Annotated in this window: 8 protein-coding genes; 5 read left to right on the top strand and 3 right to left on the bottom strand. The window is 56.8% G+C overall.

Annotated features, from left to right (window positions below; translation table 11 throughout):
- Positions 1–4 precede the first annotated feature (4 nt).
- The 3 genes from hutU to M8006_RS11485 all read left to right on the top strand — a co-directional run bounded on the left by hutU (position 5) and on the right by M8006_RS11485 (position 4697).
- Complete coding sequence (gene hutU / locus M8006_RS11495) at positions 5–1684, top strand: urocanate hydratase (RefSeq protein WP_250082301.1); 1680 nt, start codon at positions 5–7, stop codon at positions 1682–1684.
- Positions 1685–1740: 56 nt separating this feature from the next.
- Entirely contained in the window at positions 1741–3276 is a 1536-nt protein-coding gene (gene hutH, locus M8006_RS11490; RefSeq protein WP_250082299.1) for a histidine ammonia-lyase, read from the top strand.
- A 74-nt stretch (positions 3277–3350) separates the two neighbouring features.
- Positions 3351–4697 carry a Na+/H+ antiporter family protein gene (locus tag M8006_RS11485; RefSeq protein WP_250082298.1) on the top strand — a complete coding sequence of 449 codons (1347 nt, stop codon included), beginning with the start codon at positions 3351–3353 and terminating at the stop codon, positions 4695–4697.
- Positions 4698–4729: 32 nt separating this feature from the next.
- Here M8006_RS11485 and M8006_RS11480 read toward each other — a convergent pair whose 3' ends face one another.
- The 3 genes from M8006_RS11480 to M8006_RS11470 all read right to left on the bottom strand — a co-directional run bounded on the left by M8006_RS11480 (position 4730) and on the right by M8006_RS11470 (position 8483).
- Complete coding sequence (locus tag M8006_RS11480) at positions 4730–5110, bottom strand: gamma-glutamylcyclotransferase family protein (RefSeq protein ID WP_250082296.1); 381 nt, start codon at positions 5108–5110, stop codon at positions 4730–4732.
- Between the two features lie 11 nt (positions 5111–5121).
- Positions 5122–7239, bottom strand: a complete 2118-nt coding sequence (locus tag M8006_RS11475; RefSeq protein WP_250082294.1) for an AAA family ATPase — start codon at positions 7237–7239, stop codon at positions 5122–5124.
- Positions 7240–7580: 341 nt separating this feature from the next.
- Complete coding sequence (locus M8006_RS11470) at positions 7581–8483, bottom strand: LysR family transcriptional regulator (protein WP_250082292.1); 903 nt, start codon at positions 8481–8483, stop codon at positions 7581–7583.
- 121 nt (positions 8484–8604) lie between these two features.
- Between M8006_RS11470 and M8006_RS11465 the strand changes: the two genes are divergently transcribed.
- Both M8006_RS11465 and M8006_RS11460 read left to right on the top strand, forming a co-directional pair.
- Positions 8605–10203, top strand: a complete 1599-nt coding sequence (locus tag M8006_RS11465) for an NADH-quinone oxidoreductase subunit L (protein ID WP_250082290.1) — start codon at positions 8605–8607, stop codon at positions 10201–10203.
- The gene (locus M8006_RS11460; protein ID WP_250082289.1) at positions 10200–12575 is read left to right on the top strand and encodes a DUF2309 domain-containing protein; all 2376 of its coding nucleotides are present in this window, start codon (positions 10200–10202) and stop codon (positions 12573–12575) included. Before M8006_RS11465 ends, M8006_RS11460 begins: the two co-directional genes overlap by 4 nt.
- The last annotated feature ends 18 nt before the right edge of the window (positions 12576–12593 follow it).

Here is a 12593-nt window from a genome sequence, read left to right as displayed (position 1 = left end):
TGTCATGTTAGCCAACGATAAACGTCACGATCCTTCTCGTAAGATTGGTGCCCCCACCGGTAGCGAGCTTAGCTGTAAGAGCTGGCTCACCGAAGCCCCGATGCGCATGCTGATGAACAACCTTCACCCTGACGTGGCGGAACGCCCCGAGGATCTGGTGGTGTATGGCGGCATTGGCCGCGCCGCGCGTGACTGGGAGTGCTACGACAAAATCGTCGAGACGCTAAAGCGCCTGGAAGACACGCAAACCTTGCTGGTGCAATCCGGCAAACCGGTAGGTGTCTTTGAAACCCATAAAGACGCCCCGCGGGTGCTCATCGCTAACTCCAACCTGGTACCTGCCTGGGCTAACTGGGAACACTTCAACGAGTTGGATCGCAAAGGCCTGATGATGTATGGCCAGATGACCGCCGGTTCATGGATTTACATCGGCTCTCAAGGCATTGTCCAGGGCACTTACGAAACCTTTGTGGAAGCGGGCCGCCAACACTTTGATGGCAACCTGACAGGCCGCTGGGTTCTCACCGCAGGTCTCGGTGGCATGGGCGGCGCTCAACCGCTCGCGGCTACCCTGGCCGGTGCCTGCTCGTTGAACATCGAGTGCCAGCAAACCAGCATCGATTTCCGCCTGCGTACGCGCTATCTAGACGAGCAAGCAAACGATATCGACGATGCGTTAGCGCGCATCGAACGCTACACCGCCGAAGGCAAAGCCGTCTCGATTGGCCTGTGCGCGAACGCGGCGGATGTATTGCCCGAACTGGTGAAACGTGGCGTGAAACCCGACATGGTGACTGATCAAACCAGCGCCCACGATCCGCTACACGGCTACCTGCCAGCGGGCTGGACCTGGGATGAGTACGTCACCCGTGGCAAATCCGAGCCACAAGCCACCGTCAAAGCGGCCAAGCAATCGATGGCAGTGCATGTACAAGCCATGCTCGACTTCCAGAAAATGGGCGTGCCGACGTTTGACTATGGCAACAATATTCGCCAGATGGCCCAAGAAGAAGGCGTAACTAATGCCTTCGATTTCCCAGGCTTTGTACCGGCCTATATTCGCCCCTTGTTCTGCCAGGGGGTTGGCCCCTTCCGCTGGGCGGCGCTTTCCGGCGACCCAGAAGATATTTACAAGACCGACCAGAAGGTCAAAGAGCTGATTCCCGACGACCCACATCTGCACAACTGGCTGGATATGGCCCGTGAGCGCATTAGCTTCCAAGGTCTTCCTGCACGTATCTGCTGGGTCGGCCTGAAAGATCGCGCTCGCCTTGGCCAAGCCTTCAACGAGATGGTCAAAAACGGTGAGCTTAAAGCCCCCGTGGTTATCGGCCGTGATCACCTGGATTCCGGCTCTGTGGCAAGCCCCAACCGCGAGACCGAGTCGATGATGGATGGCTCCGACGCCGTCTCCGACTGGCCACTGTTGAATGCCCTGCTTAACACTGCCGGTGGTGCCACGTGGGTGTCACTTCACCACGGTGGCGGTGTCGGCATGGGTTATTCCCAGCACTCAGGGGTGGTGATTGTCGCCGACGGCACCGATGATGCCCACGCACGACTTGGCCGCGTGCTGCGTAACGACCCGGGTACTGGCGTTATGCGCCACGCGGATGCTGGCTATGAGATTGCCAAAGACTCTGCCCGTGAAAACGACCTCGATTTGCCGATGCTGAACAACTAGACATTCAACAGCTAGATATTCAACAACTAATCCAACAACTATAAGGAGCATTAATAATGGCTCATCTCGACATTCAGCCCGGCAACATGACACTGGCGCAGGCGCGCCAGGTCTTTCAATCACCGGTCACGGTTAGCTTGCTAAGCAGTGCCGACGAGGCGATTCAAAAGAGCGTTGATTGCGTCAACCGCGTGGTCGACGAAAACCGCACGGTCTACGGTATTAACACCGGGTTTGGGCTGCTTGCTCAAACGCGTATCGCGGATGAAGACCTGGAAGCACTGCAGCGCTCGCTGGTGCTTTCCCACGCCACTGGCGTGGGTGCTGCGATGGATGACAACCTGGTACGCCTCATCATGGTGCTTAAGGTTAATAGCCTGGCACGGGGCTTTTCCGGCATTCGCCGAGAAGTCCTCGATGCATTGATCGCCCTGATCAACGCCGAGGTGTATCCGCATATTCCGCTAAAAGGCTCAGTGGGTGCCTCCGGTGACTTGGCGCCGCTGGCTCATATGAGTGTGGTGTTGATCGGTGAAGGCAAAGCGCGCCACAAAGGCGAATGGCTCAGTGCCGATGAAGCGCTAAAAGTCGCCGGTCTTAGCCCGATTGCACTAGCCCCGAAAGAGGGCTTGGCACTGCTCAACGGCACCCAGGTGTCAACCGCTTACGCGCTACGTGGCCTGTTCGATGCCGAAGACCTGTATGCCGCCGCCACGGTTTGTGGCTCCCTGACGGTTGAAGCCACGCTAGGTTCGCGCTCGCCGTTCGATGCCCGCATTCATGAGGTACGTGGCCAGCGCGGCCAGATCGACGCGGCCGCCGCTTATCGCCACCTACTTGGCGCAACTAGCGACATCGGTGACTCCCATGCCAACTGTGACAGAGTGCAAGACCCATACTCGCTGCGCTGCCAGCCGCAGGTGATGGGCGCTGCGTTGACGCAGATGCGTCATGTTGCCGAGGTGTTGGCTACGGAAATCAACGCTGTCTCCGACAACCCTCTGGTGTTTGTGGATGGCGATGACATTATCTCTGGCGGCAACTTCCATGCCGAACCGGTGGCCATGGTCGCTGATAACTTGGCCTTGGCGATTGCCGAGATCGGCGCGTTGGCGGAACGACGCATCTCCTTGATGATGGACAAGCACATGTCCCAGCTGCCGCCCTTCCTGGTCGAAAAAGGCGGTGTCAATTCTGGGTTTATGATCGCTCAGGTGACGGCAGCCGCCCTTGCCAGCGAAAACAAAGCCCTAGCGCATCCGCATAGCGTGGACAGCCTGCCCACCTCCGCCAACCAGGAAGATCACGTTTCCATGGCCCCGGCGGCGGGCAAACGGCTATGGGAAATGGCCGATAACGTGCGTGGCATTCTTGCCATTGAATGGCTAAGCGCCTGCCAGGGGCTCGACATGCGCCACGGCTTAACCACCTCCGCGCCGCTGGAGCAAGCCAAGCAGCTGCTGCGTGAGCATGTCACCCACTACGAACAAGACCGCTTCTTTGCCCCAGACATTGAAGCCGCCAGCGACCTATTAGCCGCTAGAACGCTGAGCCATTTGCTTCGGCCTGGTACGTTGCCAAGCCAGCACTAAGTCACACTTTCTCCCCCCGCAGGTTGTGCTGCGGGGATTCATCGCATTCAATTTCAACGACAAGAGTAATTTCCATGAATGCTATCGTTTTGGCCATTTTAGTGATGGTCAGCCTAAGCCTTGCTCGGGTTTCCGTTGTCTTCGCTTTAATTGTCGCCACATTAGTCGGTGGGCTTTATGCGGGCATGCCCATCAACGACATTCTCGATGCCTTTAACGACGGCCTTGGTAACGGTGCCACTGTGGCCCTGGCCTATGCCGTATTGGGCGCCTTTGCCGTCGCGCTTTCACGCTCGGGCATTACCGAAGTGATGGCAAATCGTGCCATTGCGCGTTTTCATGTTGATGATTCTGGCAGCAGTCGTCGGACGGTGACGTATACACTGTTGGCAGCTTTGCTGGCTGCCGCCGTCAGTTCTCAGAACCTTATCCCCGTGCATATTGCCTTCATTCCGGTACTGGTACCGCCGTTACTGAAACTGATGAACCATCTTCAACTCGACCGCCGACTCGTGGCCTGCGTGATTACCTTCGGCATTACCGCTCCGTATATGCTACTGCCGGTAGGCTTCGGCGCTATCTTTCTCAACGACATTTTGCTCACTAACCTCAACGAAAGTGGTGCCGAATTTGGGCTGGAAATCACCCGTGGTATGGTGCCGATGGCGATGGTGATTCCCATCGGCGGTATGGCGCTGGGTCTTGCGGTTGCCGTGTTGTTTAGCTATCGCAAAGGCCGCAACTACCAAGACCGTGACCTCATTAAAGGTGATGAGAACCCGGCAGAAGCGGCCCAGCATTTAAAAGGTTGGCAAAAAGCTGTGCTGGCGATAGCACTCGTGGGAACGGTTGCGGTTCAGCTTTATACCGGCTCAATGGTATTGGGGGGTATATTTGGTTTCGCCTTGCTTTCACTCAGTGGTGTTTTTCGCTGGCATGAACAGGACGGCATCTTTACCGAAGGTATGCGGATGATGGCGCTGGTCGGGTTCATTATGATTACCGCGGCGGGCTTCGCCAGTGTGATGCAGGCCAGCGGTGAAGTCGAAGCGCTAGTCACTAGCTCCACGGAGGTAATTGGTGATAACAAAGGCTTGGCAGCCCTGGTTATGCTACTAGTAGGCCTGTTTATCACCATGGGCATTGGCTCCTCTTTCTCGACGATTCCTATCATCGCCTCACTTTACGTACCGCTTGCGCTGAGTTTTGGCTTTTCACCACTGGCGACCGTGGCACTGGTAGGTACCGCCGCTGCCTTGGGCGATGCAGGCTCACCCGCCTCTGATTCCACGCTTGGCCCAACCGCCGGTCTCAATGCCGATGGCCAGCACGACCATATCTGGGACAGCGTTGTGCCGACCTTTTTGCACTACAACATCCCGCTGATTGCCTTTGGCTGGGTAGCTGCCATGGTGCTGTAACGTATCCACAAGGCAAGGCATGGGCGATGAGCTCACCACTCACCACTGTCTATGCGCACGGCGCCTTCGACATCCGCGTTGTAGAGATAGCACCACGCCTGACCGTGCTGGGTAGGAAAGATGGCACGGTCGTAAACCCCTGTGTGCGGGGCATGCGCGATATAGTCTTCTAGTTGGTCAAGCAAAGCCAGCTGCTCGGGGGTGATTGCGTAAACCTCAATCACCGCACCGTGGGAGGCTTCTTTTTTGGCCCCAGGGTAGGGGCCAAGATCATACAGCGTAATGGTGCTCAAGCGGTCTTGGCCGAGTAGGGCGGCGCCCTCCAGCCAGTAGTGATTGCGATAGCCCCGTTTGAGGGTGCCGTATACGGCGACGCGGGGGCAGCGCTGGATGTCGCGTTGCAAATGATTCATATCGTGGCCTCTTACACAAACCCAATCGGTTGGCGCTTGCCGTGCTGTTCGCGCTCTTCCAAGGTGAGGGCGTCCATCAGCGTGCTCAAGCGGATGGGCAGGCCTCGCAGATCGAGTTGATCCAGCGCGGTGCGCACGTTGCCTGGGGTGATACGACGCTGAGCCAAGTGACTCGTGGGAATGGTCGCCAGGCGATGATGGTCGCGCTCGGGCAGCACGGCTTTGAGCAAATCTCGCAGCGGCTCGGGGTCTAGCGGCAAAAATTCGACTTTGAGATCAAAGCGGCGCATCACGGCGCGGTCGAGGCTATCCGCGCGGTTGGTGGTGGCCAGCAAAATGCCGTCGAAATTTTCGATCTGTACCAAGAGTTCGTTGGTGTGTGAAATTTCCCAGCTTTGCATGCCGTTATCGCGCTGCATCAGTAGCGTATCCACCTCGTCAAGCAGCAGCACGGCCTTCTTCTCGCGCGCTTGCTGGAAGAGTGCGGCGAGTTTTCCCTCTGTGCCACCGACGAACTTATCCAACAGGCTGCTGGCGTGGGCGGTGATCAGTTCCCGATCCAACCGCTTGGCAAGGTGTTTGGCCAGCGCGGTCTTGCCGCTGCCGGGTAGCCCGTGCAGGCACAAACGCCCGCGCTGGCGGCGGGTCAGCCGCTGCACGATGCTCTCAAGCCCGGGGCGAGTATTGAGCCATTCAATGCGGTAGTCGGGCATGCTCGGCCCGGCGGGTAGGGAGGTATCCGGTAGGGCGCGCGTGCTTGCTTCGCCTAAAGCGTGCAAGCGGTGTGTCATTAGCGTGTCGATATGCTGCTCATTGCGCTGTGGCGTGCGCGGGTTGAACAAGGTTCCCAATCGGCACAGTTGCTGAGCGGCCGCTGGCGTCATCCACGGCTGGGCAGCCAAGAGCTGGCGCCCTTGGGGGGTCACCGGCAGTTCATCAAGCAACTCATGGTAATGAGCCTTGGCCTGCTCGCCGTGCTGGGCTTTCACCTCGATGATCATGTCAAAACGGCGCAGGTACGCGGGGTCGAGCCAATACACGCTGTTGCTCACCCAGAGCCCTGGCTTGGGGTTGTTCTCCAAGAGCTGGTTCATCCACCCCTTGGGTAGTGCCTCTTCGTCGTTGATCACGTCTTCGATCTCATCGAACATCACCAGCCCCGGACGCTGATCGATTAACTTCTGCACCACCTGGTAGCGGCTTAGGCGTTTGCTTGGGGTCAGTACGTCATCGTCTTGATCTACCACCGGCACGCCATATAACGACACGCCCAGCTGCGATGCGAGGGTTTTGACCAGTTCGGTCTTGCCCACGCCAGGGGCGCCGTAGATCAACACATTGGCGCCAGCTTGGTGGGTGTCTAGCGCGTGACGCAGGTAATCGACCGCTAGCTGGCGCAGCGGTACGGCATCGAAACTGGCAAGCGAAAAGGTGCCCGCTGGCTGGGTCGGGCACAGGCTCATTAAGCGTTCGGCGATAAAACCGCGCAGCGCGGTTGAAGAAAGCGTGGCCACATCTTTGTTCACCAGCGGGGCGAGGCTTCGCAGCATTGGCCCTGCCGAGAGGGTGTCATCGAGATCCAGCGGGCGGTAATTTTTGTTGTGGGACATGAGCCCCAGCATTTTCAAGCGGCCACGCTCCTGTAGCCCAAGGTGCACTTCGTCGCTGCCGTACCCGGTTAGCTGTGCTAAAAGCTTTTTGGCGCGGGTGTCTTCCACGCACGTCAGGATCGGGTTCATGTTGGGGTGGCGCAGACGAAGCCACGTCAGGGTCAATAATTCACGCTCTAACGGATTTAGCTGAAGCAACTCGGCTACGTGCCCGCAAAGTGTGATGATCGTGCCGGTGACCGGGGTATCCGGGTCAAGCTCAGCGGTAGCGCGTTTCCACCAGCGCTTGAGCGCCGGGGCATAATCGCTATAGCGGCGACTGTTCTCGGCGCTTTTGGGTATTGTGATACCTAACCAGCCGAATAGGCTTTGCCAATCCTCGTCATCCAGCGAACTATCCTTGCCCTGAAACATCACCATGCGTGCGGTGATCAATTGGGCGAACAGACGCTCTTCGGGGTCTTGGTGCTCATAGGTGGACGCAGGTGACGTCACATCGAGTACTTGTCCCCACTGCATGGCGGTCTCCTGTCTTGCTCATTTACGTCATTTTAACGCCACAGCGCGACATTGTATGTCGCAAGGGGAAAACGTGTTGGGTCGTGTTGCGAACAGCTGACTACGGCGCTGGAAACGTCGCTCAATGGCGCGCGCCAGCCACCGTTGCTGCCCTTCATTAGCGGGGTTATCGGTACTAAGTAGTGTAAAGGTTTTTTCGCACGAGTGTGGCCGCGGTGTCGGTCAGCTCTCGGGTGAAAACCGATGGCAACGCGGACAGAGTAGCGAAAACCGACGTTGATAAAACGCCTAATAATCAGTGTGCGATGCGGCAAAGTATATCGCAATCGTCAGTGATCTCCTCACCGCTGCAGCGTGTTTTCGAGTAGCGCGTCGCTGGATTGATCCAACAGCGTTTTTACGCTGGGTGATTCAAACTGGCGGCGAATGGTGATGGCGTAGAACTCTTCGAATACACCGGGTAAGGCACCGAAATCTTTTAAGGTTTCCGCCCGGAGTTCGTCGCGCACCACGACAGGCGGCATAACGGCAATATGGTGAGTATCGCGTGTTAACAAGCGCATCATGGCCATGTCGTCGACTTCGGCAATAATGTTCACCGTTAAGCGGTGGTATTCGCAAAGCTGCTCAAATGCATGACGTATGGCATTTTCCGGGCCGGGCACAATCACACCACGCTTGTTGAGCCCATTGGGAAACGCGGGGGCAGGAGATAACCGCGACGTGCCAATCAAGCTAACTGACTGGCGTGCTAGACGTTTGCAGCGCCACGGGTGCTGTTCATCACCATGGACCGGCTGGTTGGCGAGCACGATATCGAGCTGATGTCCAGAAAGCCGTCGTAGTAAATCATCCATGCTTCCGCTTTGCAGACTGAGTTCGAGGTCATCGCGATCCAGCAGCGGATGCAAAAAGCCTTCCTGAAAATTGCGAGATAGCGTTGCGACAGCGCCTACGCGCACGACCTCCCTATGCGCATGCCCACCTTCCGCAAAGAGGGCGGTAAGTTCTTCACCTTGGCGAAAAATTGCATCGGCGTAGTCGTAAGCGAGCCGACCTGCCTCGGATAACACCAAACGTCGGCCTTCACGCAGAAAAAGCGTTTGCCCTAACCGTGCCTCTAGCTGACGTATCTGATGCGACAGTGAGGACTGCGAAACGTGTAACGCTTCTGCGGTTCGGGTTAAGTGGCCAGATTTGGCTACCTGCCAAAAGTAGTAAAGGTGGTGATAGTTGAGCTTCATAGTGTACCAGTGCTTGGATATTTGTTCTTTTTAAAAGAACGATAGTATCGTTATAAACTATTTTTCATAACGTAAATAGGTCGGCATAGTAGCGCCATGAAAAAAATTAAGGAGTGACGAGATGTCGACGTTGTTGGAAAGCACGGTGTTTGCTGCTCTTCTGGTGTGGCTGGTGCTACCTCTTGCGTTGCTGGCCCTTGCCGGGTTGAGCGCAGGGAACATATCCCCGAAGCGCCAGCAGCGCTTTTGGCACGCTGGCCAAGCATTAATGAGTGCCGCTTTTATCGCCAGCGCACTGATTGGTGGCTTACTCATTTTGGGTACGATGGGTGTCGCCACGGGGCTACCCGAGGTGGCATTGCCACTGGGCCTATACCCAGATGGGTTAGCGGTATGGATGGCGCTTTTGATCAGTTTTTTGGGCACGGTCTTGTTACGTTTTGCACAGCGCTATCTTCATGGTGATCGCGGCCAAGCGCGATTTTTACCCTGGTGCTTGGTGGTGCTAGCAAGCGTAATGCTGCTGGTCTTTACCCATCATCTGCTCGTAATGCTGATGGCGTGGATCAGCGTCAGCGTAGCACTTCACCATTTGCTAACACTTTATCCTGAACGACGCGAAGCCCAGCAGGCGGCGTGGCAGAAGTTTATTGTGAGTCGCTTAGGAGATGTGGCGCTGATTATCACCGTGGGATTGCTTTACTACCATTACGGTAGCTTTCAGCTTCCTGAGCTTTTGGCCGCGGCGCAGGGTGAGCAGAGTGGCTGGGTGCTGCAAGCCGCTTCCGTAACGCTTGCGCTTGCCGCGCTATGTAAATGCGCCCAGCTACCCTTGCATGGTTGGCTAATGAAGGTAATGGAAGCGCCAACGCCAGTATCAGCGTTGTTGCATGCGGGTGTGATTAACCTGGGCGGTTTCATTTGGCTGCGTCTTTACCCGCTGTTTGATGGCGTGAGTATGGGACACGGTGTGTTGGTTCTGGTAGGCGGCATCACGGCGGTGGTGGCGGTTTTGACCATGCTGACTCAAACGTCCGTCAAGCACGCACTGGCCTGGTCAACGTGCGCGCAGATGGGCTTTATGTTGTTTGAAATTGGGCTGGGCGCTTATACCTTGGCGCTGGCCCACTTGCTTGCCCACTCACTATATAAAGCGCACTCCTTTTTAGCCTCGGGTCGTACGGTGAGGGCGGCTCGCTGCTCAAGCTTAACGCTGGCAAGTCTGCCGCACCGGGTGTGGATGGCAAGCGTTACCGCCGTCATAGCGGTTGCCGTGCTTGGGCTTTGGCCTTCGCTAGTGAGTCATAACCCCGTCTTGGGCGCTTTACTGGTGATGGCGATAGGAGGGGCGCTGCTGGGGATGCCAGCAGGGTTGCCGCTGGTACGGCGTTTGACGCTTTGCTTGTTGGCATTGTCCTTGTTGCCGATCTACGCCGTCCTTCACGTACTGCTTTCGCCCACACTGCCACAGCCATCGGCGCCTTTCCATTGGGTCACCGGTGTGATTGGTGGTGGGGTGCTAGTGGTGTTGGCTAGTCTCGCGACCCTCGTGACGTTGTGGCCGACTCATCCGCGCGTAGCGCGCTGGCGGTTGCATTTCAGTTATGGGCTTTATCTCGATGTGTCGCTTCAGCGCTGGCTAGAGGGGTTAACGCCTGGCCGTCGTGCGACTCAAGGCATTGTCACCAAGACCTCTTATGTTGAAGGAGAATCTTCATGAGTGCACCTGCAACGCTGACCTCCGAGACGCGAATGGTCTCTCAAAAGCACCGCGACGCGCTGGATAGCGCCGCAGAAAAAATCGCGCCGGTCTGGCCGTTGGATCAATGGATTGCGGTAAACCCGTGGTGGGGAATGAAGCACCTTCCCGTTGAGCAGGCCGAGGGTGAGCTTGCTGAACGCGCGGGGGTGCACCTAACCATGCCTAGCGCGTTTTATCTGGACGCCTGGGAGAGCGGGCGTATTCAACGCCGTGATTTACGCGGTGCGGTTGAGGAAAACGGTAAAACCTACCACGAAGCATCGCTGTTAGCGCATCTCGCGCGAGAGTCAACGCCTGCACCATGCTATCAAAGTGCCTGGGATTTTATGCCGATCATGGCGCCGTGCAGTGTGTTCGATCAAGTTGCCGACACCTGTTCGCGCTTTTTTGATCGCCATCAACAGCGCTGGGACACGGCGCAGGCCGAGTCGCTGTTCAGCGACTGGAAGGCTCTGACTCGTTATGATCGTCGCTGGCCTGCCGAGCTGCGCTCGCCATTAGATATTTTGCCTGATGGCGCTGAACCAGCCATTGGTTTCGTGATTCACCGGTTAGGCTTATCGCCTGATGGACTTGAAACGCTAATGCATACGTTGCTGCTGCGCGTTAATGGCTGGGCCTCCTGGTGTCAGGGGTTAGCGTGGCATACGCCTGCGGCTTCTGGTCAGGCGGGCATAAAGGAGCTAGCGGCGATTTTGCTCGCTTGGGAATGGTTGGGCGTCGACCGGTTAGCGCAGATTGCCCCCACGCAGCGCAAGGCGTGGCAGACCCAGTGGGAAGCGCGAGATCAACCGATTGATAGTGACGTTGAAGCGAGATGGTGCTGGCAGCGAGCGTATGAAATCGGTTACCAGCGCCGCTTGTCCGCTATCTTGGCCACGCCGCCGGTATCGACTGAGACAGCCCCTAAAGTGCAGGCAGCTTTTTGTATAGATGTTCGCTCCGAGCGATTGCGCCGACATATCGAGCATCTCTCGCCCGACATTGAAACGCTCGGTGTAGCAGGTTTTTTTGGCTTGCCGATAAAACATCACCCGTCAGGACCCGAGCGGCCTTTGTCGCTTTCCCCAGGGCTTTTGACGCCGCGCTTTCACAGTGAAGAGACCTCGCCTCATGCGCTTCTTCACCGGCTTCGTTATCAGCAAGAAGCGGCCCGTCAAAGCGTGCGGCATGCCAAATACTCGGCATTTTCCACCTTTACGATGGTAGAAACCACGGGGCTGGTTTGGGGATGGAAGTTAATTAAAGATAGCTTGAATAAAAAAGCGCCATCAACGGTGGTACCCTCTAGCCAAGGGCTTTACCACGTTTACGAGGGTGAGCCGCTGTCAGCAGCAGAAAAACGTATCCTTGCCGAAGCGCTAATAACGAATTTGGGTCTGAAAGGCAAGGTGGCACCGTTAGTGGTGCTTGTCGGGCACGACGCAAAAAGCGATAACAACCCGCATCATGCGGGGCTCGCCTGTGGTGCCTGCGGTGGGCAAGGCGGTGGACTAAATGCTCGGCTTGCTGCGCAGCTTCTCAATGATCCGAGCGTGCGTGAAGAGTTGGCTGAGCGCGGCTTTGAATTACCTGTCACCACCCATGTCGTGGCAGCAACGCACTGCACCACGACCGATCAGGTTATGTTACTGGATACAGAGGCTGTTCCTGCGTCGCTTGTGTCCGAGATACAGCAGTTTAAAGTGGTGTTGGATTCGGCGTCTCAAGCCACTCGGCAAGAGCGGGCCATCGAATTAGGCGTTCATGTTGATGGCCATGACGCTCGCTTGACCCGGTTATCTCAGCGAGGGGCGGATTGGGCGCAGCCTCGCCCAGAGTGGGGGTTGGCGAACAATGCCGCGCTTCTGTTGGCTCCCAGAGCGGTTAGTCGCGGCAAGCAACTGGATGGGCGTGTGTTCCTACATGAATATCACAGCGACCAAGATCCTGACGGGACAACGCTTGAAGCCTTAATGACCGCACCGATGCTCGTCGCTAATTGGATTAATATGCAATATTACGCCTCAGTGGTGTCGCCGCTGCTGTACGGTGCGGGTAATAAGCTCTTGCATTCCGTTGTGGGTGGGCACATTGGCGTGATTGAAGGAAATTGCCCTCAGTTACGCATTGGCTTGCCGGAACAATCGCTACACGATGGCGAACGGTGGTACCACGAACCACTGCGCCTTACCGTAGTAATTGAAGCGCCTCGCGAAACCATTGAGGGTGTATTAACTCGCCAAAAGGGGGTGGCGCAGTTAGTCGAAAACCGCTGGTTATGGTTGTGTCGGCGCATGGTTGATGGGTTAGAGCGTTATACGCTTGATGGCTGGCAAAAAGTCGATTAAACGTTTAAGGGTTACCTC

The sequence above is a fragment of the Halomonas llamarensis genome (assembly GCF_023555005.1).
In the GTDB taxonomy this organism is placed as follows: domain Bacteria; phylum Pseudomonadota; class Gammaproteobacteria; order Pseudomonadales; family Halomonadaceae; genus Vreelandella; species Vreelandella llamarensis.
Note: the sequence above shows the minus strand (reverse complement) of the source record. Positions and strands in the feature narration are given on the sequence as shown.

What these genes read in the sequence shown, in the direction of transcription:
- M8006_RS11470 (WP_250082292.1), bottom strand. Translation starts at nt 8,483, where the DNA reads ATGAAGCTCAACTATCACCACCTTTACTACTTTTGGCAGGTAGCCAAA.
- hutH (WP_250082299.1), top strand. Translation starts at nt 1,741, where the DNA reads ATGGCTCATCTCGACATTCAGCCCGGCAACATGACACTGGCGCAGGCG.
- M8006_RS11480 (WP_250082296.1), bottom strand. Translation starts at nt 5,110, where the DNA reads ATGAATCATTTGCAACGCGACATCCAGCGCTGCCCCCGCGTCGCCGTA.
- M8006_RS11475 (WP_250082294.1), bottom strand. Translation starts at nt 7,239, where the DNA reads ATGCAGTGGGGACAAGTACTCGATGTGACGTCACCTGCGTCCACCTAT.
- M8006_RS11460 (WP_250082289.1), top strand. Translation starts at nt 10,200, where the DNA reads ATGAGTGCACCTGCAACGCTGACCTCCGAGACGCGAATGGTCTCTCAA.
- M8006_RS11465 (WP_250082290.1), top strand. Translation starts at nt 8,605, where the DNA reads ATGTCGACGTTGTTGGAAAGCACGGTGTTTGCTGCTCTTCTGGTGTGG.
- hutU (WP_250082301.1), top strand. Translation starts at nt 5, where the DNA reads ATGTTAGCCAACGATAAACGTCACGATCCTTCTCGTAAGATTGGTGCC.
- M8006_RS11485 (WP_250082298.1), top strand. Translation starts at nt 3,351, where the DNA reads ATGAATGCTATCGTTTTGGCCATTTTAGTGATGGTCAGCCTAAGCCTT.